The organism is Mycobacterium sp. 663a-19, assembly GCF_035616495.1.
In the GTDB taxonomy this organism is placed as follows: domain Bacteria; phylum Actinomycetota; class Actinomycetes; order Mycobacteriales; family Mycobacteriaceae; genus Mycobacterium.
Map to the genome: position 1 here is coordinate 50,548 of NZ_JAPJAV010000009.1, position 23,568 is coordinate 74,115.

Annotated in this window: 26 protein-coding genes and 1 pseudogene; 18 read left to right on the forward strand and 9 right to left on the reverse strand. The window is 68.5% G+C overall.

The features are described 5' to 3' along the window. Positions 1-7: 7 nt before the first annotated feature. Positions 8-925 carry a class I SAM-dependent methyltransferase gene (locus OQ968_RS17025; protein WP_324679934.1) on the reverse strand — a complete coding sequence of 306 codons (918 nt, stop codon included), beginning with the start codon at positions 923-925 and terminating at the stop codon, positions 8-10. A 214-nt stretch (positions 926-1,139) separates the two neighbouring features. Here OQ968_RS17025 and secY point away from each other — a divergent pair, with 214 nt between their 5' ends. The 11 genes from secY to OQ968_RS17080 all read left to right on the forward strand — a co-directional run bounded on the left by secY (position 1,140) and on the right by OQ968_RS17080 (position 10,797). After that, on the forward strand, positions 1,140-2,465 hold the full coding sequence (gene secY / locus OQ968_RS17030; protein ID WP_324679936.1) for a preprotein translocase subunit SecY: 1,326 nt from the start codon (positions 1,140-1,142) through the stop codon (positions 2,463-2,465). Then, positions 2,462-3,007: an adenylate kinase gene (locus OQ968_RS17035; protein ID WP_324679938.1), complete on the forward strand. Its 546-nt coding sequence runs from the start codon at positions 2,462-2,464 to the stop codon at positions 3,005-3,007. The genes secY and OQ968_RS17035 overlap by 4 nt, the downstream gene beginning before the upstream one ends. Positions 3,008-3,009: 2 nt before the next feature. Then, on the forward strand, positions 3,010-3,810 hold the full coding sequence (map, locus tag OQ968_RS17040; protein WP_324679940.1) for a type I methionyl aminopeptidase: 801 nt from the start codon (positions 3,010-3,012) through the stop codon (positions 3,808-3,810). A 50-nt stretch (positions 3,811-3,860) separates the two neighbouring features. Beyond that, positions 3,861-4,406, forward strand: coding sequence for a sigma-70 family RNA polymerase sigma factor (locus OQ968_RS17045; protein ID WP_324679941.1), 546 nt, complete (start codon positions 3,861-3,863; stop codon positions 4,404-4,406). A gap of 66 nt (positions 4,407-4,472) precedes the next feature. Further along, on the forward strand, positions 4,473-5,228 hold the full coding sequence (locus OQ968_RS17050; RefSeq protein ID WP_324680208.1) for an anti-sigma factor family protein: 756 nt from the start codon (positions 4,473-4,475) through the stop codon (positions 5,226-5,228). Positions 5,229-5,276: 48 nt separating this feature from the next. Next, a complete protein-coding gene (locus OQ968_RS17055) occupies positions 5,277-7,022 on the forward strand; it encodes a thiamine pyrophosphate-binding protein (RefSeq protein ID WP_324679942.1) in 1,746 nt (581 codons plus the stop codon). Then, a complete protein-coding gene (locus OQ968_RS17060) occupies positions 7,003-7,650 on the forward strand; it encodes an SRPBCC family protein (RefSeq protein ID WP_324679944.1) in 648 nt (215 codons plus the stop codon). The genes OQ968_RS17055 and OQ968_RS17060 overlap by 20 nt, the downstream gene beginning before the upstream one ends. Before the next feature lie 7 nt (positions 7,651-7,657). Next, on the forward strand, positions 7,658-8,677 hold the full coding sequence (locus OQ968_RS17065; protein WP_324679946.1) for a 3-oxoacyl-ACP synthase III family protein: 1,020 nt from the start codon (positions 7,658-7,660) through the stop codon (positions 8,675-8,677). Further along, on the forward strand, positions 8,674-9,732 hold the full coding sequence (locus OQ968_RS17070; RefSeq protein ID WP_324679948.1) for a pyridoxal phosphate-dependent aminotransferase: 1,059 nt from the start codon (positions 8,674-8,676) through the stop codon (positions 9,730-9,732). Before OQ968_RS17065 ends, OQ968_RS17070 begins: the two co-directional genes overlap by 4 nt. An 8-nt stretch (positions 9,733-9,740) precedes the next feature. Further along, positions 9,741-10,238, forward strand: coding sequence for a MarR family transcriptional regulator (locus OQ968_RS17075; protein WP_324679950.1), 498 nt, complete (start codon positions 9,741-9,743; stop codon positions 10,236-10,238). 16 nt (positions 10,239-10,254) lie between these two features. Then, a complete protein-coding gene (locus OQ968_RS17080) occupies positions 10,255-10,797 on the forward strand; it encodes a TIGR03086 family metal-binding protein (RefSeq protein ID WP_324679952.1) in 543 nt (180 codons plus the stop codon). A gap of 15 nt (positions 10,798-10,812) precedes the next feature. On the opposite strand, the gene mmsB is transcribed toward OQ968_RS17080, so the two are convergent. The 3 genes from mmsB to OQ968_RS17095 are packed head-to-tail and all read right to left on the reverse strand — an operon-like array spanning position 10,813 to position 14,403. After that, a complete protein-coding gene (gene mmsB, locus OQ968_RS17085) occupies positions 10,813-11,697 on the reverse strand; it encodes a 3-hydroxyisobutyrate dehydrogenase (RefSeq protein WP_324679954.1) in 885 nt (294 codons plus the stop codon). Between the two features lie 11 nt (positions 11,698-11,708). Next, positions 11,709-12,878 (reverse strand): acyl-CoA dehydrogenase family protein, encoded by a 1,170-nt coding sequence (locus tag OQ968_RS17090; RefSeq protein WP_324679956.1) that lies wholly within the window; start codon positions 12,876-12,878, stop codon positions 11,709-11,711. A 4-nt stretch (positions 12,879-12,882) separates the two neighbouring features. After that, positions 12,883-14,403 (reverse strand): CoA-acylating methylmalonate-semialdehyde dehydrogenase, encoded by a 1,521-nt coding sequence (locus OQ968_RS17095; protein WP_324679958.1) that lies wholly within the window; start codon positions 14,401-14,403, stop codon positions 12,883-12,885. A 341-nt stretch (positions 14,404-14,744) separates the two neighbouring features. Between OQ968_RS17095 and OQ968_RS17105 the strand changes: the two are divergent. The 7 genes and pseudogenes from OQ968_RS17105 to OQ968_RS17135 form a co-directional block, all read left to right on the forward strand. After that, a pseudogene (locus OQ968_RS17105) lies at positions 14,745-15,104 on the forward strand (hypothetical protein); the annotation flags it as partial. An 11-nt stretch (positions 15,105-15,115) separates the two neighbouring features. Continuing rightward, the gene (locus tag OQ968_RS17110; RefSeq protein WP_324679960.1) at positions 15,116-16,546 is read left to right on the forward strand and encodes an NAD(P)/FAD-dependent oxidoreductase; all 1,431 of its coding nucleotides are present in this window, start codon (positions 15,116-15,118) and stop codon (positions 16,544-16,546) included. 32 nt (positions 16,547-16,578) lie between these two features. Then, positions 16,579-17,124: a sigma-70 family RNA polymerase sigma factor gene (locus OQ968_RS17115; protein WP_324679962.1), complete on the forward strand. Its 546-nt coding sequence runs from the start codon at positions 16,579-16,581 to the stop codon at positions 17,122-17,124. After that, the gene (locus tag OQ968_RS17120) at positions 17,121-17,831 is read left to right on the forward strand and encodes a Rieske (2Fe-2S) protein (RefSeq protein ID WP_324679964.1); all 711 of its coding nucleotides are present in this window, start codon (positions 17,121-17,123) and stop codon (positions 17,829-17,831) included. The genes OQ968_RS17115 and OQ968_RS17120 overlap by 4 nt, the downstream gene beginning before the upstream one ends. Before the next feature lie 21 nt (positions 17,832-17,852). Next, positions 17,853-18,317 (forward strand): cupredoxin family copper-binding protein, encoded by a 465-nt coding sequence (locus tag OQ968_RS17125; protein ID WP_324679966.1) that lies wholly within the window; start codon positions 17,853-17,855, stop codon positions 18,315-18,317. Further along, the gene (locus OQ968_RS17130) at positions 18,314-19,237 is read left to right on the forward strand and encodes a metallophosphoesterase family protein (protein WP_324679967.1); all 924 of its coding nucleotides are present in this window, start codon (positions 18,314-18,316) and stop codon (positions 19,235-19,237) included. The genes OQ968_RS17125 and OQ968_RS17130 overlap by 4 nt, the downstream gene beginning before the upstream one ends. Further along, positions 19,234-19,617 (forward strand): hypothetical protein, encoded by a 384-nt coding sequence (locus OQ968_RS17135; RefSeq protein ID WP_324679969.1) that lies wholly within the window; start codon positions 19,234-19,236, stop codon positions 19,615-19,617. The genes OQ968_RS17130 and OQ968_RS17135 overlap by 4 nt, the downstream gene beginning before the upstream one ends. Here the strand turns inward: OQ968_RS17135 and OQ968_RS17140 are convergent. The 5 genes from OQ968_RS17140 to OQ968_RS17160 are packed head-to-tail and all read right to left on the reverse strand — an operon-like array spanning position 19,601 to position 23,438. Further along, positions 19,601-20,029, reverse strand: a complete 429-nt coding sequence (locus OQ968_RS17140) for a hypothetical protein (protein WP_324679971.1) — start codon at positions 20,027-20,029, stop codon at positions 19,601-19,603. The two genes, OQ968_RS17135 and OQ968_RS17140, sit on opposite strands and share 17 nt — an antisense overlap. A 27-nt stretch (positions 20,030-20,056) precedes the next feature. After that, positions 20,057-20,671, reverse strand: coding sequence for a dTDP-4-dehydrorhamnose 3,5-epimerase (gene rfbC / locus OQ968_RS17145; RefSeq protein WP_324679973.1), 615 nt, complete (start codon positions 20,669-20,671; stop codon positions 20,057-20,059). Between the two features lies 1 nt (position 20,672). Further along, complete coding sequence (gene rfbB / locus OQ968_RS17150; protein WP_324679975.1) at positions 20,673-21,668, reverse strand: dTDP-glucose 4,6-dehydratase; 996 nt, start codon at positions 21,666-21,668, stop codon at positions 20,673-20,675. A gap of 27 nt (positions 21,669-21,695) precedes the next feature. Beyond that, a complete protein-coding gene (locus tag OQ968_RS17155; protein ID WP_324679977.1) occupies positions 21,696-22,562 on the reverse strand; it encodes an LLM class F420-dependent oxidoreductase in 867 nt (288 codons plus the stop codon). 24 nt (positions 22,563-22,586) lie between these two features. Further along, entirely contained in the window at positions 22,587-23,438 is an 852-nt protein-coding gene (locus OQ968_RS17160) for an LLM class F420-dependent oxidoreductase (RefSeq protein WP_324679978.1), read from the reverse strand. Positions 23,439-23,568: the final 130 nt, after the last annotated feature.

Consider the following 23,568-nt stretch of genomic DNA (forward strand, 5'->3'; position numbering starts at 1 on the left):
CGGGCTCCTAACCCAGCGTCGCGGTGACGGCGACGATGTTGCGTAGCTGGGACGTCTCGTCGTCCGGGAAGACCAGACCGTAGTCGGCGAAGTACTCGCGCCGCTCCCGCGTGCTGACCTGCCAGCCCAGCCCGGTCAGGTATTCGACGACGTTGCTGCGCTCGCCGTCGAAGAAGAGCCCCGACAGGTCGATGTCGCACCCCAAATTGGCCCAACGCTGGTTGAATTGCTGCGCGCGTTCGGTCATCGTCCGGTCGGAGTCGCCGTGGTATTCGGTGGCCAGCTTGCTTCCCGGCGCGGACAGCGAGGTGATGTTGTCGAAGAGCCGGTCCTGAGCCTCGGGCGGCAGGTACATCAGCAGGCCCTCGGCGCTCCACGCGGTCGGTTGGGTCACGTCGAACCCGCTGCTGCGCAACGCCGCCGGCCAGTCGTCGCGCAGGTCGACGCTGACCGTTCGCCGGTCGGTGGACGGCGCGGCGCCCAGGGCCGCCAGCGTGGCGTTCTTGAAGTCGACGACCCTGGGCTGGTCGACCTCGTAGACCACGCTGCCGGGCGGCCAGGACAGCCGGTAGGCGCGCGCGTCGAGGCCGGCGGCCAGGATCACCGACTGACGAACCCCGTCGCGGGCCGCGTTGAGGAAGAAGTCGTCGAAGAAGCGGGTGCGCACCGCGATCGAATCGGTCTCCAGCGCCAGGTCCCGTGCGCCGCCGTCGGGCGTTTCGGTGGCTGCGATCTCACCGATCTCGCCGTCGACGAGGCGGCGGAAGAAATCGAGCCCGACCGCGCGCACCAGCGGCGCGGCGAACGGGTCGTTGATGATCGGTTCGGTTCCCGCACTGGCCAGCGCGCGGGCCGCCGCGACCATCGTGGCGGTGGCCCCGACGCTGGAGGCCAGGTCCCAGCTGTCTTGATCGGTCCGTGTCATCGCGCTCCTGTAGATACTTAGCAAATGCAATGAGACATCAGCACTCTACGCCTGGCCGCTGAGCGCCGGCTGTGTCCTGAACGGCCCTTGACAGGTCCTACTCACATCAGCTGTTAGTCTCGTACACGATTTGACGCGTGACGCCGTACGTCCTGGCCTGCGGGTGTTGAGCGCGCGTAACGCAGGATGACCCCCCGGCTGCGCAGGAGGAAGAGTGCTTTCGGCTTTCATCTCATCGCTGCGGACAGTCGACCTGAGACGGAAGATCCTCTTCACGCTTGGCATCGTCGTCCTGTACCGGGTGGGCGCCGCGCTGCCGTCGCCCGGCGTCAACTTCCCGAACGTGCAGCAGTGCATCAAGGAGGCCAGCGGCGGCGAGGCCGGGCAGATCTACTCGCTGATCAACCTGTTCTCCGGCGGCGCGCTGCTGAAGCTGACGGTGTTCGCGGTGGGGGTGATGCCCTACATCACCGCCAGCATCATCGTGCAGCTGCTCACCGTCGTCATCCCGCGGTTCGAGGAACTGCGCAAGGAAGGCCAGTCCGGCCAGGCCAAGATGACGCAGTACACCCGCTACCTGGCCATCGCGCTGGCCATCCTGCAGGCCACCAGCATCGTGGCGCTGGCGGCCAACGGCGGGCTGCTGCAGGGCTGCTCGCTGGACATCATCGCCGATCAGAGCATTTTCACGCTGGTGGTGATCGTGCTGGTGATGACGGGCGGCGCGGCGCTGGTGATGTGGATGGGCGAGCTGATCACCGAACGCGGCATCGGCAACGGCATGTCTTTGCTGATCTTCGTCGGCATCGCCGCCCGCATCCCCGCCGAGGGCAAGCAGATCCTGGACAGCCGCGGTGGGGTCATCTTCGCCGCCGTCTGCGTGGCCGCGCTGATCATCATCGTCGGCGTGGTCTTCGTCGAGCAGGGCCAGCGCCGCATCCCGGTGCAGTACGCCAAGCGCATGGTGGGCCGGCGCATGTATGGCGGGACGTCTACCTATCTGCCGCTCAAGGTCAACCAGGCCGGCGTTATCCCGGTGATCTTCGCGTCGTCGCTCATCTACATCCCGCACCTGATCACGCAGCTGGTCCGCAGCGGCAGCGGCGGCATGGGCAACAGCTGGTGGGACAAGTTCGTCGGCAGCTACCTGTCCGACCCCAGCGACCCGGTCTACATCGGCATCTATTTCGGGCTGATCATCTTCTTCACGTACTTCTACGTGTCGGTCACCTTCAATCCCGACGAGCGTGCCGACGAGATGAAGAAATTCGGCGGCTTCATTCCGGGCATCCGGCCGGGAAAGCCGACCGCCGACTATCTGCGTTACGTGCTGAGCCGGATCACGCTGCCCGGCTCGATCTACCTGGGCGCTATCTCCGTGCTGCCGAACCTGTTCCTCCAGATCGGCAATGGCGGAGCGGTCCAGAACTTGCCCTTCGGCGGTACCGCGGTTCTGATCATGATCGGCGTCGGTTTGGATACGGTCAAACAAATCGAGAGCCAACTCATGCAGCGCAACTACGAAGGGTTCCTCAAGTGAGAGTCGTTTTGCTGGGGCCGCCAGGGGCGGGCAAGGGCACGCAGGCGGAACGGCTCGCCGAGAAGCTCGGGATCCCGCAAATCTCCACCGGCGAGCTGTTCCGCAGCAACATCAACAACGGCACCAAACTCGGGTGCGAGGCCAAGCGTTACCTGGACGCCGGCGACCTGGTGCCCTCCGAGCTGACCAACCAGCTCGTCGACGACCGGCTCAGCGCCGCGGATGCGGCCAAGGGTTTCATCCTCGACGGCTACCCGCGCTCGCTGGAGCAGGCCAAGGCGCTGCACGAGATGCTCGAACGCCGGGGCACCGACATCGACGCGGTGCTGGAGTTCCGGGTGTCGCAGGAGGAGCTGTTCGCCCGGCTCAAGGGGCGCGGCCGCGCCGACGACACCGACGAGGTCATCCTCAACCGGATGAAGGTCTACCGCGACGAGACCGCCCCGCTGCTGGAGTACTACAGCGACCAGCTGAAGACGGTTGACGCCGTGGGCACGGTGGACGAGGTGTTCGCCCGGGCGCTGCGAGCGCTGGGCAAGTAACGATGAGCCCGCTGGCGCGGCTGCGCAGTCGCAGGGTCGTGCCGCAGCGCAGCGCGGCGGAGCTCGATGCGATGGCCGCGGCGGGCGCCGTGGTCGCCGCCGCGCTGGACGCCGTGCGCGCGGCCGCGGTCGCCGGGGCGTCGACGTTGAGCCTGGACCAGATCGCGGAGTCGGTGATCCGCGAGGCCGGGGCGATCCCGTCGTTCCTCGGCTATCACGGCTACCCGGCGTCGATCTGCGCGTCGGTCAACGACCGGGTGGTGCACGGCATCCCGTCCGCCGCGGAAACGCTGGCGCCCGGCGACCTGGTGTCCATCGACTGCGGCGCCGTGCTGGACGGCTGGCACGGGGATGCCGCGATCACCTTCGGGGTCGGCCCGCTGGACGCGGCCGACGAGGCGCTGTCCGCGGCGACCCGGGAGTCGCTCGAGGCCGGAATCGCGGCGATGGTGGCCGGCAACCGGCTGACCGACGTCTCGTTCGCCATCGAGACGGGCACCCACGCCGCCGAGGCCCGCTACGGGCGCGCCTTCGGGATCGTGGAGGGGTACGGGGGCCACGGCATCGGCCGCCACATGCACATGGATCCGTTCCTGCCCAACGAGGGCTCCCCGGGCCGGGGCCCGGTGCTGGCCCCCGGCTCGGTGCTGGCCATCGAGCCGATGCTGACGCTAGGAACCGGCAAGACCGTGGTCCTCGACGACCAATGGACGGTGACCACCACCGACGGGTCACGCGCGGCGCATTGGGAACACACCGTCGCGGTGACCGAGGCGGGGCCGCGCATCCTCACGCTCGCCTAGCCTTGAACTCAACACCCGCTTGACTCGTGTCAGTAGGCGGAGGTGATCGAGTGGCTCGGGTTGCCGGCACTTGGGGGTCGTCCAGGGCTGCCGAAGCCGCTCTGATGAAGGCGCTCTACGACGAGCACGCCGCGGTTCTGTGGCGCTACGCGCTCCGGTTGACCGGCGACGCCAGCCAGGCCGAGGACGTCGTCCAGGAGACGCTGTTGCGGGCCTGGCAACACCCCGAAGTCGTCGGCGACACCGAGAGGTCGGCGCGGGCGTGGCTGTTCACCGTGGCCCGGAACATGATCATCGACGATCGCCGCAGCGCGCGGCACCGCAACGTGGTCGGGTCGCTCGACGAGGAGGGCGCGCCCGAGCAGTCCACCCCGGACCAGGTCAACGCGGCCCTGGACAGGCTGCTGATCGCCGACGCGCTGGCGCAGCTGTCCGCGGAGCACAAGGCCGTGATCGAGCGGTCCTACTACCGCGGATGGACCACCGCGCAGATCGCCACCGACCTCGACATCGCCGAAGGAACCGTGAAGTCGCGACTACACTATGCCGTGCGGGCATTGCGGCTCACTCTGCAGGAACTCGGAGTCACCCGATGACTACACAACCGCCCATCCGGCTGGTCATCGGCTCCGAATACTTGAGGGTGACAGGAGATGGATGAGATGAGGATGCCGCTACGGGGCCTCGGCCCGCCCGGGGACGACGAGGTGTTTGGTGTGACCGTTCAGGACGACCACCGTTACGCGATGTGGGATGCCGCATACGTGCTGGGGTCCTTGTCGGCCGTCGACCGCCGCGAATTCGAGGCGCACATGGCCACCTGCCCGGCGTGCCGCGAGGCCGTCGCCGAGCTCAGCGGCGTCCCCGCCCTGCTCTCGCACCTCGACCGTGACGAGGTCGCCGCGATCGGCGAGGCCGGCCAGTCGTCGCCGACGCCCGAGATGTCGCCCGACCTGCTGCCGTCGTTGCTGGCAACGGTGCGCTGGCGCCGCCGCCGCGCCCGGGTGACGACGTGCGTGGCCTCGGCCGCCGCGGCCGTCGTGTTGGGGATCGGCGTGTTCATCGGCGTCCAGGGCCACCCCTCGACGTCCGCGCCGCAGATGGCCGCGTCCGCGCAGCCGATGGCGCAGGTCGGCACCACCCTGCTGACCTCCACGGTGTCGCTGTCCAGTCAGCACTGGGGGACGTTCATCAACCTGAAGTGTGTCTGCCTGGCCCCGCAGTACGCGCACCACGACACGCTCGCGATGGTTGTGGTGGGCCGCGACGGCAGCCAGACCCGCCTGGCGACCTGGGTGGCCGAGCCCGGCCACACCGCGACGCCGGCCGGCAGCATCTCCACGCCGATGGACCAGATCGCCGCCGTGCAGGTGGTGGCCGCCGACACCGGGCAGGTTCTGCTGCAGCGCTCGCTGTAAATTCCCGCCCGCGGTGAACTCGATTCGCTCGCGGGCCGTGTACATGACATGCCTCGGAAATGCCGGGTGGTCGACCACGTCGTCGAATGTCTCGCAGCAATCGGAGTCGACCACATCTTCGGCGTCGACGGCGCCAACATCGAGGATCTCTACGACGCCGCGCATTTCCGGTCCGACATCACCGCGGTTCTGGCCAAGCACGAGTTTTCGGCCGCCACGATGGCCGACGGCTACAGCCGCAGCGGGGCCGGACTGGGTGTGGTCGCGGCGACGTCGGGTGGCGGCGCGCTGAATCTCGTCGCGGCGCTGGGGGAGTCGCTGACGAGCCGGGTTCCGGTGTTGGCCCTGGTCGGCCAGGCGCCCACAACCATGGACGGGCGCGGCAGCTTCCAGGACACCAGCGGCCGCAACGGATCGCTGAGCGCCGAGGCGGTTTTTTGCGCGGTGTCGTTGTGGTGCCGGCGGGTGCTCGAGCCGGCCGACATCGTTGCGGCGCTGTCGGAGGCCATCTCAGTGGCGCGCACGGGTGGCCCGGCAGTGTTGTTGCTGCCCAAGGACATTCAGCAGGGATACGTCGACATCGAGGTGTCGTCCGGCGGTCGCGTCCACGACCTGCGGCCCATCGGCAACCCGGCCCCGATCGTCGGCGTGCTGCGCGACGCGGACGGCCCGGTCACCATCATCGCGGGCGAGCAGGTGGCCCGCGACGACGCCCGCGCCGAGCTCGAGGCGCTGCGCGCGGTGTTGCGCGCGCGGGTGGCCACGGTGCCCGACGCCAAGGACGTCGCGGGCACACCGGGATTCGGGTCGTCGTCGTCGCTCGGCGTGACCGGCGTGATGGGCCACCCGGGGGTGGCGGACGCGGTGGCCGCGAGCGCCGTGTGCCTCGTCGTCGGCACCCGGCTGTCGGTCACCGCGCGCACCGGCCTCGACGACGCGCTGGCCACCGTCCGGACGGTCTCGATCGGGTCGGCACCGCCGTACCTCGAGTGCACGCACGTGCACACCGACGACCTGCGCGGCTCGCTGCGCATGCTGACCCAGGCGCTGTCCGGGCCCGGACGGCCCCTGCGCGTGCGGGTGCCCGACGCGGTCCGGCGCACCGAACTGGCGCCGCCTCCGTGCGAGGGCGACGGGGTGCGCTACCGCGCCGCCATGGCGGTGCTCGACGACGCCCTGCCCGACGGGGCGGACATCGTGGTCGACGCCGGCAACACCGGCGCGGCGGCGATCCACCACCTGGGGGCGCGTCGCGGCGGCAGGTTCGCGGTCGCGCTCGGCATGGGCGGCATGGGGTACAGCTTCGGCGCCGGCATCGGGATGGCCTTCGGGCGCGCCAACAGCGGACGGCCCCGCGGCCGCACCGTGGTGATCGCGGGGGACGGGGCGTTCTTCATGCACGGCATGGAGGTGCACACCGCCGTGCACTACCGGCTTCCGGTGACGTTCGTGCTGTTCAACAACAACGCCCACGCCATGTGCGTGACCCGCGAGCAGCTGTTCTACGACGACCTGTACAGCTACAACCGGTTCCGGCCCAGCCGGCTCGGGGCCGGCCTGGCCGCCATGTTCCCGGGTCTGACCTCCGTCGACGTCACCGACCTCCGCGGCCTGGCCGCCGCGATGCGCACGGCGCTCGACGTCGACGGGCCTGCGGTGGTCAGCGTCGAGTGTGCGGCCGACGAGATCCCGCCGTTCGCACCTTTTCTCAGCCGGGTTCCGGTCAAAGCTTCTGTCCCAGACGAGATTTCAATCGAGAAGGAGAACCGATCCGATGTCGCTGCCAGCGCTTGAGGACATCCCCACGCCCATCGAGGGGGTCGTCCGCATCGAAACCAGCCCTCGGGAGAAGGCGACGCCGATCATCATGGACATGATGCGTTCGGTGTACCCGCACGATCAAGTCTTCGGTGAGTACTGCACCGTCAACGACTACATCGACTGTCCGCCCGACGAATTGTTCGAGTACATGTCGGACACGCGCAGCCTCGAGGAGTGGACGTACAGCCTGCGCGGTTTCACCACCACCGACGAACCGGGCCTGTGGCTGGCCTACGACCGGCTCGGCTCGGAAACCAAGATCTACACCCGCACCGTCGTCAACGAGCAGGTGCGCACCGTCGACTACCACTGCGCCTGGGATCAGGGCAAGCACCTGTGGATGATCTATCTGATGCGCGTCATCGACGCCCAGCTGGTACTCGACAGGCCGGGTTCGGTTGTGCTGTGGACCAATTGCCACCACCCGTTCTACGACCGCAACCCGTATCCGGAGACGGCGCCGCCGCAGCGCCCGGTCTGGGTCGGCGACTTCTGGGACATGTTCGGCGCCGGCCACCTACTGGAGATGAAGAACCTCAAGGCGATCGCCGAATACCGCCACCGCAACGGCCTTCCGGTAACCCCGAAATGGATGATCTGAGGACACCATGAGCCAGCCCACCGTCAGCCTGGTCGACGTCTCCACCTACCTGCCCGGTGAACCGATCGGCGCCGAGTACTACGCGCAATTCGCCGAGTCGGATGACCTGCGCGACAACCTCATGTTCCGCGCGCCGAAGTTTCGCCACCACGTGGCGCCGGACGAGACGGCGGTCGACATGGTCGAGCGCGCGGCGCAGGGGCTGATCGAGCGCCACGGCCACGACGTGATCGAGGGTGTGGACGTGTTGATCACCCACACCCAGGTGCCCGACATGGCGTTCTACGGCGAAGGCGGCGGCATCGCTCACCGGCTGGGCCTGCGCCCCTCCTGGGTGCTGGACCTGAACAACGGCGGGTGCGCCGCATTTGTGTTGGCGCTCAACGTGGCCCGCAAGCTGCTGTCGACCGGCGCGGGACACAGCGCGCTGATCGCCATCGCGCAGAACGCGGCCGGCCAGTTTTTCGACCAGCCCACGATCCGCCGCAAGGCGCAGTCGGCGGTGCCCGGCGACGGGGCCGCGGTCGGGCTGGTCACGGTGGGCGACTCCTCGCCCATCCTCGACGTCGAGTGCCGCACCTACGGCGAATACGCCGGCGAGATGACGCTGTCCTACGACCCGCCCCGCAAGTGGTGGGCGGCCGGGCCCGGCGAGGGCAGCATCGGGTTCACCGAAAGCAAGATCACCAAGGTCCTGGCGCGGGGCAACCGGCAGGTTCCCGAGGTGGCGCTGGCGGTCTGTGACCGAATCGGCCTGCCCGCCAAGGACATCGACCTGCTGGTCACCAACCAGCCCAACCGCGCGTTCCTGCGGAACTGGCGTGACGCGCTCGAGCTACCCAAGGAGAGGCACCGGGACACTTTCGAAGAGTGCGGCAACCTGTTCGGCGCCGGGATCCCGGTGAACCTCGACCGCGCGATATCCGACGGTCAGCTCGAGGCGGGCGACGTCGTGATGATGGCGGCGTTCGCCCACGCCGGTGACTTCGCCGGCGCGGCGGCGGTGCGCTGGGGTGGACGGGGATGACCCTGCTGGGCCCGCTGGCGGCCGAGCTGGACGACGCGTTTCCCGACGCGGTCGACCCGCACGCGTTGTCGCTCAACGAAAATCCGTTTCCGCCGCTCCCGGCGGTGCGTTCGGTGTTGATCCGCTCCATCGATGCGGCCAACCGCTATCCGGAGTTTCTGCCCGAGCGGTTGCGCCGCCTGATCGCCGACCGCATCGGCGTGCCCGCCGAGCAGGTGGTGCTGGGCGCCGGGGCCACGGGGGTGGTGCTGCAGGCGCTGCAGGCGCTGACCGTTCCGGGTGACGCGATAGCGATGTCGGCGCCGACCTTCGACGGCTACCCGATCGTCGCCGAGATGACGCGGCTGAAATCGGTGACCGTCGCGCTCGACGAGCGCGGACACAACGACCTCGACGGGCTGGCCGACGCCGCCGCGGATGCCCGGGTCGTGGTGGTGTGCCGGCCACACAACCCGACCGGCACCCTCGAGCCGGCGGCCCAGCTGCTCCAATTCCTGCGCCGCGTGCCGCGCGACACCATCGCGGTGCTCGACGAGGCGTACATCGAGTTCGCCGCGCCCGAGCACCACATCGACGTGGTGGCGCTGCTCGCCCGATTCCCGAACGTCGTGGTGGTGCGGACCTTCTCCAAGGCCTACGGGCTGGCCGGGCTGCGGATCGGTTACGGGGTGGCGTCTCGCGAGCTGGCCCGGATGCTGTGGTCGCAGCAACTGCCATTCGGCATCGCGATGACCAGCTTGCCTGCGGTCGCCGCGTCCTACAACGCCGAAGACGAACTGCAGCAAAGGATCCGGGTGATCACCGCCGAACGCCGCTACCTGCGGATGCACCTGAGCGCGCTGGGGATCTACACCACCGACGCGCACGCCAACTTCGTGTATCTGCCCGCGAGGGGTGGGCGGGGCCGGCTGTGGCGCGAGGTGTTCGCGGACAGCGGGCTGCACGTTCGCTGTTATGCGGACGGTGGGGCACGGATCACCGTGGGCAATCGGGCGTCGACGAAGGCGGTGCTGTCCGCGGTGGGAAAGTTCCCGCCGGGGCTGCAAGTGCGGTAAGAAAGGGCGTGGCCGTCGACAAACGGGATCCGATCGCGGCGGCGCGGGCCAACTGGGAGCGTGCCGGGTGGGGCGATGTTTCGCAGGGCATGGTCGCGGTGACGTCGGTGATGCGTGCCCATCAGATCCTGCTGGCTCGCGTCGAGACCGCGTTGCGGCCCTACGACTTGAGCTTCTCCCGTTTCGAGCTGCTGCGGCTGCTCGCCTTCAGCCGCACCGGCGCGCTGCCGATCACCAAGGCGTCCGACCGGCTGCAGGTTCACGTCACGAGCGTGACCCACGCGATCCGCCGGCTGGAGGCCGACGGGCTGGTTCAGCGCGTGCCGCACCCCACCGACGGCCGGACGACGCTGGTGCAGATCACCGAGCTGGGCCGCTCCACCGTCGAGGACGCCACGGTCACCCTCAACGAGCAGGTGTTCGCCGACATCGGCATGGGGGACGACGAAGCGCGGGCGCTGGTGTCGGCTATTGAAACCCTGCGGCGCAACGCGGGAGACTTCTGAGATTGGAGGCAGACACATGGACCCACTAGTTGCTCACCAGCGCGCCCAGGACGCGTTCGCGGGCGTCCTTGCCAACGTCAGCGCCGACCAGCTGGACGCGCCGACGCCCTGCTCGGAATGGACGATTCGGGACCTGATCGAACACGTCATCGGTGGCAATGCGAACGTCGGGAAATTGGCGGGCGAGGAGCTGCCGGCGCGGCCCGACGACCCGGTCGCGGCCCACCGGGCCTTCGCCGCCGCGGCTCAGCAGGCCTTCGCCGGGCCGGACGGGATGTCAAGGATGTTCACGCTGCCGTTCGGGGAGATTCCCGGACAGATGTTCATCGGGTTGCGCACCAGCGATGTGCTGACCCACGCGTGGGACCTCGCGGCGGCCACCGGCCAGCCCACCGATCTCGACCCCGAGTTGGCGACCGAGCAACTGGCCGCGGCGCGGGCGTTCGTCGGGCCGCAGTTCCGCGGGCCCGGCAAGCCCTTCGCCGAGGAGCAGCCCTGCCCGCCCGAGCGCCCGCCCGCCGACCAGCTGGCCGCGTTCCTCGGCCGAAAGGTGCAGTGACACAAGGTTTTCAGCTCAGCTGCCGCGCAGCATCTCGATCACCGCGCTGAAGTCCTTGTCGGCGTGGTCGGCGGCGAACTTGGCGTAGATCTCGGCGGCGTGACTGCCCAGCGGCGCCGAGGAGCCGGTCGATTTCACGGCATCCATCGCCAGCCCCAGGTCCTTGTTCATCAGCGCGGTCGCAAAACCCGGCTTGAAGTCGTTGTTGGCCGGCGACGTCGGCACCGGGCCCGGCACCGGGCAATTGGTGTGCACGGCCCAGCAATTGCCCGTCGCGCCGGTGATCACGTCGAACAACGCCTGCGCCGACAGCCCGAGCTTCTCGGCCAGCACGAACGCCTCGCCGATCGCGATCTGCTGCACGGCCAGCACCATGTTGTTGCACACCTTGGCGGCCTGCCCGGCGCCCGCCGCGCCGCAGTGAATGATCTTGCCCGCCATCGGTTCCAGCACCGGTCGCGCCCTCTGCAGGGCGGACCCGTCGCCGCCGACCATGAACGCCAGCGTCCCGGCGACCGCGCCCTTGACCCCGCCGGACACGGGCGCGTCCAGTTGCGGCATGCCGTGCGATTCCGCCAGCGAGTGCACCTCGCGGGCGTCGTTGACCGAGATCGTCGAGCTGTCGATGAACAGCGCACCGGCCCGCGCGGCGGGCAACACATCGGCGTAGCAGCGCTTGACCAGCTCGCCGTTGGGCAGCATGGTGATCACCACGTCGGCTTCGGCGACCGCGTCGGCGGCGCTGTCGAATATGGTTGCGCCGCCCGCGGCTCCGGCGGCCGCAGCTGCCGGCACCGGATCGAAGCCGCGCACCGCATGCTTGGCGGCAACGAGATTCGCCGCCATCGGCGCGCCCATATTGCCCAGACCCAGGAAGGCCACCACCACGTGCTCCGTCATCTCGGACCTTCCTACGCGCTGGCGCGGAACCGCGCGGCCTCGGCCCTGCCGATGACCACCCGCATGATTTCGTTGGTGCCTTCCAGGATTCGATGCACCCGCAGGTCGCGGACGATCTTTTCCAGACCATACTCGCGCAGGTAGCCATAGCCGCCGTGCAGCTGCAGGGCCTTGTCCGCGACCTCGAAGCAGGTGTCGGTGACGTAGCGTTTGGCCATCGCGCACAGCTCGACCTTGTTGGCGTCGTCGGCGTCCAACGCGCTTGCGGCCCGCCACAACAGCATTCGCGAGGTCTCCAGCCCGGTGGCCATGTCGGCCAGCGTGAACCGGATGGTGGGCTCGTCCAGCAGGGCGGAACCGAACGCCTGCCGGTCGCGCACGTAGGCTCCCGCCTTGTCGAAGGCGGCCTGTGCGCCGCCCAGCGAGCAGGCCGCGATGTTGAGCCGGCCGCCGTTGAGGCCGTTCATCGCGATGCCGAAGCCGGCGCCCTCGCCGTCCGCGCCGCCCAGCATCGCGTCGGCGGGCACCCGCACACCCTCCAGGATCACCTGCGCGGTGGGTTGGGCGTGCCAGCCCATCTTCTGCTCGAGCGAGCCGAAACTCAGGCCCGGCGTGCCCTTTTCGATGATGAACGCGGAGATGCCGCGCGGGCCGGGATTTTCCGGGCCGCCGGTTCTGGCCATCACCACATAGACGTCGGAGGCTCCGGCGCCGGAGATGAACTGCTTGACGCCGTCGAGCACGTAGTCGCCACCCTCCCGGACGGCGCGGGCGCTCAGCGCGCTGGCGTCGGATCCGGCGCCGGGCTCGGTGAGGCAGTAGCTGGCGATCACGTCCATGGAGGCCAGCCGGGGCACCCAGGCCTTGCGTTGTTCCGGGGTGCCGAAGGAGTCGACCATCCACGCGCACATGTTGTGGATGGACAGGAACGCGGCCGTGACCGGGTCGGCGATGGCCAGCTGCTCGAAGATGCGCACGCCGTCGAGCCGGCGCAGCCCACTGCCGCCGACGTCTTCCCGGCAGTAGATCGCCGCCATGCCCAGGTCGGCGGCCTCGCGTAGCACGTCCGTCGGGAAGTGGTCGGTGGCATCCCATTCCAGCGCGAACGGGGCCATCCGCTTCTCGGCGAAGGCGGCCGCGGTCTCGGTGATGACGCGCTCGTCGTCGTTGAGGGTGAACATGTTGCTAATTCATTGTGGGGATGACGAATTCGGCGCCGTCCTTGATGCCGGACGGCCACCGCGACGTGACGGTCTTGACCTTGGTGTAGAACTGGATCGACGCCGGCCCGTGCTGGTTGAGGTCGCCGAAGCCGGAACGCTTCCAGCCGCCGAAGGTGTGATAGGCCACCGGAACCGGGATCGGCACGTTGACTCCGACCATGCCCACCTGCACGCGGGAGACGAAGTCGCGGGCGGTGTCGCCGTCGCGGGTGAACACCGCCACGCCGTTGCCGTACTCGTGCTCCGAGGGCAGCCGCAGGGCCTCTTCGTAGTCGTGGGCGCGCACCATGCACAGCACGGGCCCGAAGATCTCGTCGGTGTAGATCGACATGTCGGGGGTGACGCGGTCGAAAAGGGTTGGGCCGATGAAGAATCCGCCCTCGAGGTTGGCGTCACCGAACGAGAGGTCATCGCTGGCCCGCTCCCGGCCGTCGATCACCAGCTCGGCGCCGGCGTCGGCGCCCTGGCCGATGTAGTCGCGCACCCGCGCCAGCGCGGCCTCGGTCACCAGCGGGCCGTAGTCGGCCTTGGGGTCCAGGCTGTGACCCACCCGCAGGTTGTTGATCCGCTCCACGAGCCTGGCGCGCAACCGCTCCGCGGTCTGCTCGCCGACCGGCACCGCGACGCTGATCGCCATGCACCGCTCCCCGGCGCTGCCGTACCCGGCGCCGATCAGCGCGTCGACCGCCTGATCCAGATCCGCGTCGGGCATCACGATCATGTGGTTCTTGGCGCCGCCGAAGCATTGCGACCGCTTGCCGGTCGCCGCGGCGGTCGAGTAGATGTACTGGGCGATATCCGAGCTGCCGACGAAACCGACCGCCTTGATGTCGGGGTGGTGCAGGATGGCGTCGACGGCCTCCTTGTCGCCGTGGACGACCTGGAACACGCCGGGGGGCAGGCCGGCCTCGACGAACAGCTCGGCCAGCCGCACCGGGACCGACGGGTCACGCTCGCTGGGCTTGAGCACGAACGCGTTCCCGCACGCCAGCGCGGGCCCGGCCTTCCAGAGCGGGATCATCGCCGGGAAGTTGAACGGGGTGATGCCGGCGACCACGCCCAGCGGCTGCCGCAGCGAGTAGACGTCGATGCCCGGGCCGGCGCCCTCGCTGTACTCGCCCTTGAGCAGGTGCGGGATGCCGAGGCAGAACTCGATCACCTCGATGCCGCGCTGGATGTCGCCGCGCGCGTCGGGCACCGTCTTGCCGTGCTCGAGGGACAGCAGCTCGGCCAGCTCGTCCATGTGGGCGTTGACCAGCTCGATGAACCGCATCAGCACACGGGCGCGGCGCTGCGGATTCCATGCGGCCCAGCCCTTTTGGGCTTCGACGGCCGACGCCACCGCCGCGTCGACGTCGGCCTTGCCGGCCATCGGCACCTTCGCCTGCACCTGTCCGGTGCTGGGGTTGAAAACGTCGGCGGTGCGGCTGGCCTGGCCGGCGGTGCGCTTTCCATCGATGAAGTGCGGGATCTGTGTGGTCATGGGTGTCCTTGTTTGTCCTACGCGGTGAATACTTGCATATCCTAGTAACGTCTTTCGGGCGTGGCAAGGTGGGGTGACTTGTCGCCCCCGTTTGGCCTGAATACCGTTTCGGCGTGTCCGAAGAAACCGGTGCCGCCCCCGACGCGGCGCGCGCCCGGGAGACGGCGCTGGCCCAGGGCGTCCGGGCGCCCGTGGAAGCCGACCGGGTCGTCGTCCCCACGCTGCGGGCCGCCTATCGGACCGCGCTGGGGGAAGGCAGCAACTCGATGCCATCGGAGCCGAGATCGAGGGCGCCGTCGCGAATCAGCGGGCGCTGGCGCTGGGCACACCGGCCGGCGGAGGAGTGCCCGTCCGGTCTGGATCTGCGGAGCCCAAACCCCGAGGCCTACGAGATCACCGGCCAGCGAGAAGGGGAATACGTATTCGTGCTGAATTACCTGGGGCATGTGAGGGCTGTCGTGGGTCAGTGCGTCGTCGAAATCATGCCTATGGCCATCGGGAGGGAATCGACAAGTGAAGTAATCGACCTGAGCAAGTTGGCCGATGTGGCGCTGGACATCGGCCGCACCGTCGGCTGCTCGGCGTACCAGAACGACTTCACGCTGCCGCACGTTCCGGAAGAATGGCGCAACCAGCCGGTGGGTTGGTACACGGAAGGCCTTCCTCCGTACATACCGGGCCTGTCGGACCCGAAGGAATAACCTTACCCGGTATGCACAGCATCGAGGCCGATTATCTCGTCATCGGGGCGGGCGCCATGGGCATGGCGTTCATCGACACGCTGCTCACCGAGACCTCGGCGACGGACGCCCGCGTGGTGCTGGTCGATCGCTACCACCAGCCGGGCGGGCATTGGACGACGGCCTACCCGTTCGTGCGGCTGCATCAGCCCTCGGCGTTCTATGGCGTGAACTCGCTGCGCCTCGGCACCGACAGCATCGACCACGTGGGCTGGAACGAAGGGCTCTACGAACTGGCGACCGCCGGGGAAGTCTGCGCCTACTACGACCATGTGATGCGGCAACGGTTCCTGCCGACGGGCCGGGTCAGCTACTTCCCGATGAGCGAATACCTCGGCGAGAACCGCTTCACGACAATGGCCGGGACCGATTACACCGTCAACGTGGCGCGGGGCGTCGTCGACGCCACCTATATGCGCGTCATGGTTCCCTCGATGCGCCCGCCCCCGTATCGGGTCGCGCCCGGCGTCGAATGCGTCCCGCCCAACGACCTGCCGCGGCACGGCGCCCGCGGGCGCTACGTCATCGTCGGGGCCGGCAAGACCGGCATCGACACGTGCCTGTGGCTGCTGGCCCAGGGCGTCGCGCCGGACCGGCTGACCTGGGTCATGCCGCGGGATTCGTGGCTGCTGGACCGGGCCACGATCCAGCCCGGATCGTTGTTCGCCGACCGGATCAAGGCCACCTTCACCGCGCAACTGCGGGCCGTCAACGACGCGGTGTCCGTCGACGATCTGTTCTCGCGTCTCGAGGACGCCGGCGCCCTGTTGCGGATCGACCCGGCGATCCGGCCCACCATGTATCGCTGCGCGACCGTCACCCGGCTCGAACTCGAGCAGCTGCGGCGCATCACCGACATCGTGCGGATGGGCCACCTGCTGCGTATCGACGCCGACAAAATGGTTCTCGACGAGGGCACCGTTGCGATGGACGGCGGGGCACTGTACATCGACTGCACCGCCGATGGTGCCGAAAAACGGCCCGCCACACCCATTTTCGACACGGGTCGAATCACGTTGCAAAGCGTGCGTGGGTGCCAGCAGATATTCAGCGCCGCGCTGGTCGCCCACGTCGAAACGGCGTACCCCGACGACACCGTGAAAAACCAGCTGTGCGTGCCGTTGCCGCATCCGGACACCGACGTCGACTGGTTGCGCCTCGCGATGGCCGACTACAGAAATCAGCAGCGCTGGCTCGACGACCCCGACCTGGCCGCCTGGCTCGCTTCGGCGCGCCTGGACCTCTTCGGTCACCTGATGAGCCACCTGCTGGCGCCGGCGTCGGTGAAGCCCCAGGTGCGAGACCGAATACTGGGCATCGCCAAGACGGCGCTGTCGGCCACCGCCGCCAAACTCGAGCAGCTGATGGTCGGGGAAGCCTCGCTCACCGCGCCCCCGGTGTAACCCGAGCCGATATTGGTCGGTGAAGGAGGCACGTGGCGGCGCAAAACGAACCCGTCGGACCGCGACCGTTGCGCGCGGTACCCGACAGTGACGAGGGCTACACCGACTGGGAAGCGGTGTACCAGGACAACGCGGCCTGGGTGTACCGGACGCTGTTCGCCCGGGTCGGCAACCGGGCCGACGCCGAGGACCTCGCCGCCGAGGTCTTCCTCGCCGCGCTGCGGCCGCTGCGCCTGACCGCGAGCGTCGGCGAGGTGCGCGCCTACCTGCGGGCCACGGCCCGCACCGTGCTGGCGGCGCATTGGCGCGAGACGATGGGGCGCGAGATCACCTCCATCGACGACATCGAACAACCACCCGACAGCGAGGAAGCGATCAGCACCGCACCCCAGCGCGTCGCCCGGCTTCTCGACAGCCTGCCGGACCGCTATCGACGGATCCTGGAATTGCGTTTCCTGCAGGGCAATTCGATCAAGGAGTCCGCCACCGAACTCGGGATCAGCGTGGCCAACGCCAAAGTGCTCCAGCACCGCGCCCTGCGACTGGCGGCGCAAGTCAACGATGGGGGCCAGCCATGAACGCGCGAGGACTACGCCGTTACGTCGACGATCTGCTGCGGGGCCGCCGGCCGAAGCCGTTCGCGCCCGACGACTTCGAGGCGGCGCAGATCCGCACCGCGATCGAGTTGCGCGCCGCCCGGCAGGAGTCCGGCGTCGTCGACGCCCCGCGCGAGGAATTCCTGTCTGACCTACACCGTCGCCTCGCGGAGCAGATGTCGGGCGCGCCACCGGAAGCCGCGCCGGTGGCGGCGAAGCAAAGCACGACGCGCAGGCAGGTCATCGTGGGCACGTCGGCCGCCGCGGCCGCAGCGGCCGCCGCGGTGTCCATCGATCGCGCGGTGATCGGGAGCCCCGTGCAGGGCCCCGCTGTCGCGGCCGGTGAGCTGACACCGAACGACGGAAGCTGGCAGCGTGTCGCATCCAGTTCGGAGGTCCCCGACGGCGTCATGCATCCGTTCGACCTCGGTTCGGTCACGGGGTTCGTCCACCGCGTCGACGGCAAACTCCGGGCCATCTCCGGCGTCTGCACCCATCAGGGCTGCCGGCTGTGGTTCGACGTCCAAGACGACGCGCTGCACTGTCCCTGCCACACGACGTCGTTCTCGCCCAGCGGGCAGGTTCGCACCCACCAACTGCCGATCGCTCCAAAGCCCCTGCCCGCGCTGATGGTTCGCGAGGTCGACGGGGTTATCGAGGTCTTCGCGCCGCCGCGCCGCGACGCGTAACCCGTCGTCATATCTCTTGGCGTGAACATCGCCAAGCTTCGACAAAATCTGATCGCGGCGTCGGCCGTCGGCGCGCTGCTGGCTGGCTGCTCGTCGTCGCCGCCGGCCGCGCAGCCGTCGGTCACCTTCGGATCGAATACCAGCGGCACGCCCGGGATGTCGGGCATGAGCGGCATGCCGTCGATGCCGGGTCCGTCGGCGAGCGCGCCGGGGACCGGGTCGCCGGCGGCGGTCGCGGGCGACCAGGTGAGCATCGACAACTTCGCCTTCGCGCCGGCCACGCTGACCGTCAAGGCGGGCAGCACCGTCACCTGGACCAACCGCGACGAAGAACCGCATACGGTGGCCGCGAGCGACGGGTCGTTCCACTCGCCCGGAATGGGGACGGGCGCCACCTTCTCGCACACCTTTCCTACGGCGGGCACATTCGACTACGTCTGCTCCATCCACCCGATGATGCGCGGCAGCGTGGTGGTGACGGGATGACTGACACCGCGATGACACGTCGCCAGCTGATTCGGCACTCGGCGTGGTTCGGCGCGGCGGTCGGTTTTGCCGTCGTCGGTGGCGAGGTCATCTCGCACGTCGCCGGCTCGGCTTCTGCCTCGCACGCCGGCGCCCGGCCCGCGCTGCGGTTCGCGCAGGTGAGCGACAGCCACATCGGCTTCACCGGCGCGCCCAATCCGGACGTCACCGGCACCTTCGGCCACGCGATCGATCAGCTCAACAGCCTCGGCTACACGCCGGATTTCGTCATCCACACCGGCGACCTCACGCACCTGTCGACTCCCGACCAGTTCGATCAGGTCAGGCAGATGCTCTCCAAGCTGCACACGCCGCACGTGTTCACCGTGCCGGGCGAACACGATTCGGTCGACGACGCGGGGCAGAAGTACCGCAGCGTGTTCGGCGGGGGGACCCGCGGCGACGGCTGGTACAGCTTCGACATCGCCGGTGTCCATGTGATCGCACTGGTGAACACGCTGAACCTGACGAAGCTCGGGCACTTGGGCGTCGACCAGCTGGAGTTCGTCGAAAAAGACGTCGCGGGATTGTCGAGTGACACCCCGATCGTCGTGTTCAGCCACATCCCGTTGTTCGCGATGTACCCGGACTGGGGCTGGGGCACCGACGACGCCACCCTGGCGCTCAGCTACCTGCGCCGGTTCTCGTCGGTGACATGCATCAACGGGCATGTCCACCAACTCTTTTCCAAAACGGAGGGCAACGTGACGTTCTACACCGGCACGACGACCGCCTATCCGTTGCCGCGCCCGGGTGACGGGCCCGCGCCCAAGCCGGTCACGTTGCCGGCCGGCAAGCTGCGCGACGCCCTGGGCATTCGCGAGGTCAGCTACACCAAGGGGCAGGCCGCGCTGGCACTGAAAGAGGCCACGCTGCAATGACATTCCTGCTTCGGCTCGGCCTGACCCTGTCCCTGGCGGTCAGCGCCACCAGCCACGCCTACCTGTATATCCATGGCTACCAACACATTGCGACGATCGGCACCGCCTTCCTCGTCCAGGCCAGCATCTCGTTCGCCTTGGCGCTGCTGATCATCCTGGGCGGGCCGGGTTGGCTGCAGTGGGTCGCCGCCGCGGTGGCCGGCGGGTCCCTGCTCGCGTTCGCCCTGTCGAGGACGGTCGGGCTGTTCGGCTTCGCGGAGCGCGGCTGGGACCCATCGCCCCACGCCGTAATCAGCGTGGTTGCCGAGGCGCTGACGGTGCTGTTGTGGGCGGGCGCTCTGGTCGGGTGGCGCCGGAGTTACTTCAGGCCGCCCGCGTGAGCTGCTCGTTATTGGTGAACGTGTAGCCCACCGAATCGCCGCACGCCGGCATGAGCACGGTGCTTTGCGACGTGCCCGCGAGGGAATTCGGGTCCCACGTCATGTGGACCATGAGCGCGCCCTCAACCTTCGTACCGTCCGCGCAGTCATCACGGTCGATGAAGTCCATGACCCATTGACCATTGATCAAGTGAGCCTGACTGGTTGGGCCGGACGGCGTGTCCTTGGCTACGTTCGCGCAGCCGTCACCGCACGGAGTGAAGTAGAAATCTGCGGTCGTGGAAACGCCTTTGGAGTCCGTAGAGGTGTCGACGAAGTGGCCGCTCATCTCCTCGGCGGATGCGGGCGCCGCCGTCCCGATCGCGACGGCGCCGACCGTGGCCACGACTGCAAAGCTCCGTGTGACGTTCATCTTTGCACTCTAATTCGATAAGTCCGGCTATCCAAGGCGCTGCCGCAGGCCGGCGATGAACCGCTGCGTCTCCTCCCACGTGGGTAGGAGTCCGGATTCGCGGACTTCCTCGAAGCTGGGAGCCGCCGCGTCGCGGTCGGACAAGCTCGGGGCGGCCCCGGCGACCAATGGCCAGTCGATGGCCAGCGCCGGGTCCGTCGCACAGATGGTGTGCTCACGCTTCGGGTTGTATTCCGCCGAGCACAGGTACATCACCGTCGAATTGTCTTGCAGTGCAAGGAAGCCGTGCGCGAGGCCCTCGGAGATGTAGGTCGACCTGCGCTCGGAATCGTCGAGCACCACCGAATCCCAGCGGCCGAATGTCGGTGAGCCCAAACGGATGTCGACGACGACGTCGAACACCGCCCCGGACACGCAGGTCACATACTTGGCCTGGCTCGGCGGCAGCTGGGCGAAGTGCAGGCCGCGCAGCACGCCGGCCGCCGAGACCGAGCAGTTGGCCTGCCGGACGTCCAGAGAGTGACCGGCAAAGCCGGTGAACCCGCGCTCGGTGAGCCACTCGAAGAACAGGCCGCGGGAGTCGCCGTGGATATCGGGAGTGATCTCCCAGGCGCCCGGGACGGCGAGCTTGCGAACCTTCATGTCACTGACCGCGCTCTTCGTAGCGCGCCTCGGCGGCATCCTTCAGCGGACGCCACCAGGATTCGTTGGCCCGATACCAGTCGATGGTGGCGCGCAGACCCTCGTCAAAGTCGGTGTGCTTTGGCGCCCAACACAATTCGTCGCACAACGCCGAGGGGTCGATCGCGTACCGCAGGTCGTGACCGACGCGGTCGGTGACCTGGTCGAAGTCGTCGGGATCGCGCCCCATCATCTGCAGCAGGGTGCGCAGCACCGTGCGGTTGTCGCGCTCGCCCTCGGCGCTGATCAGGTATGTCCGGCCGATCTCGCCCTTTTCCAGGATCCGCCAGACCGCGCTGTTGTGGTCGTCGACGTGGATCCAGTCCCGAACGTTGGCGCCGCGGCCGTACAACTTCGGCCGCCGGCCGGTGAGCACGTTGGTGATCTGGCGCGGAATGAACTTCTCGACGTGCTGATACGGCCCGTAGTTGTTGGAGCAATTGGAAATTGTCGCGCGCACCCCATACGAGCGCACCCACGCCCGGACCAGCATGTCGGCGGCCGCCTTGGTCGCCGAGTACGGGCTCGACGGGTTGTAGGGCGTCGACTCGGTGAACCGCTGTGGGTCGTCGAGCTCGAGGTCGCCGTAGACCTCGTCGGTCGAGATGTGGTGCAGTCGCACGCCGTAGCGTCGCACCGCCTCCAGGATGGTGTAGGTCCCGATCACGTTGGTGCGCAGAAACGGCTCCGGGTCGTCGAGTGCGTTGTCCACGTGGCTTTCGGCGGCGAAATGCACCACCGCGTCGGACTCGGCGACCAGCGTGGAAACCAGCGCGGCGTCGGTGATGTCGCCCACCACCAGCCTGATGGCATCGTCGACGTCGGCCAGCGACTCGCGCCGGCCCGCGTAGGTCATGGCGTCGAGCACCGTTACCGCGACGTCCGGACGCTCGCGGACGGTGCTGTGAACGAAATTGGTGCCGATGAACCCGGCGCCACCGGTGACCAGCAGGCGCATGAATCAAACCCTAACCGAGTGCGGTGGTCAGTTTCCGCGGGTTAGCCCCAGCGGCCCGGCCAGTTCGCCCAGCGCGGGCAGCAGCGTCTCCTCGTTCCAGCCGCCCAGCACCTGGATCGCCACGTGGTCGGCGCCGGCCTCGCAATGCTCGTTGAGGCGACCCGCGATGGCCTCCGGCATGCCGTAGGCCACCATCGCGTCGATCAGCCTGTTGCTGCCCGGCTTTCGCACGTCGTCATGGGTGAATCCGGACCGCAGCCAGTTGTTCACGTAGTTGCTCAGCCCCAGGTAGTGGTCCAGGAATCGACGGCCGACCGCGCGGGCTTCGTCACGGTCGGTGGTGAGAACCACCTTGTGTTCGGGCGCCAGGAACACCGACTTGCCCATCAGATCGCGCGCCTTGGCCGTGTGTTCGGGGGTGGTCAGGTACGGGTGCGCGCCCGCGCTGCGCTCCGCGGCCAGCCGCAGCACCCGCGGCCCGAGCGCCGCCAGCACCCGACGGCTGGTCGGCACCATCGCCGCGTCGAGGTCGTCGAGGTAACCGACCAGGGCGTCGTACGGCTTCAGATACTCCTCGGTGTGTTCGCGATGTCCCACCCCGATGCCGAGCAAAAACCTTCCCGGATAGGCGTCTTCGATGCGCCCGAAGGACGCGGCGACGGCCGGAGCCGGCGCGGACCAGATGTTGACGATCCCCGTGGCCAGTTGCAGCGAGGCGGTCCGCGCCAGGGCCGGCTCGACCCAGGCCAGGTCGGCGTCGGGCGATCCCCCGACCCAGGCCGCGCCGTAGCCGAGCGACTCGATGCCCGCGGCCAACTCCGGGGTCAGGGAGCGGATGGGCAGCCAGGCGCCGAACCGGCCCAGGTCGGGTTTCAGCGAAACTGCGTCGGTCATCTGCGTCCCCCCTACGCGGTTACCTCACGTGCCGTTCAGTCCGAGCGGCCCGGCCAGCTCGGCCAGCGCAGGAACCAGGTTTTCATCTTTGGTCAGGATCTGCACCGGGACGTGGTCGGCCCCGGCGTCGAGGTGCTCCTTCAGCCGCGCCGCGATCTGGTCCACGGTGCCATAGGCCACCACCGCGTCCACCAGGCGGTCGCTGCCGGGCCGGGTGACCTCGTCGTCGGAAAAGCCCAGCCGCTTCCAGCTGTTGCGGTAGTTGGCCAGGTTGAAATAGATGTCGAGCGCCTTGCGGCCCACCGCGCGCGCCTTTTCCGCGTCGGTGGTCAGCACCGCCTTGTGCTCCGGCGCCAGGAACGCCGACGGGCCGATCAGCTCCCGGGCGTGCGCGGTGTGCTCGGGGGTGGTCAGGTAGGGATGCGCGCCCGCGCTGCGCTCCGCCGAAAGCTTCACCACCCGCGGGCCCAACGCCGCCACCACGCGACGGTGGGCGGGCACACCGTACTCGTCGAGCTGGTTCAGGTACTGCACCAGCGCGTCGTAGGGCTTGCGGTATTCGGTGATCGCCTCGCGATGGCCCACGCCGATGCCGAGCAGGAAGCGGCCGGGGTAGGCCTTGTCGATCCGGTGGAACGAGTCGGCCACCGCCTTGGCGGGCGCCGTCCAGATGTTGACGATGCCGGTGGCCACCTGCAGCGTGGTGGTGGCTTCGAGGATCGGTTCGACCCAGGCCAGCTCGGCGGGCGGTGAACCGCCCACCCAGACGGCCCCGTATCCCAGGGACTCGATCTCTTTGGCTTGCTGGGGCGTGACGCCGCGTCCGAACGATCCGAACCGGCCGAGGTTGGGCTTGCGAGCAGCAGAATCGGTCATGGTCGCTGCAACCGGCGGTGTGCGGGCGCTATTCCGGTTCGCATGGAAAATCAAAGAATCCGTAATGCGCGGAATCGGTGAATATAATCCGTCGGAAATAAATGGGCGCAGTTAATTTGCGATTTTGCGG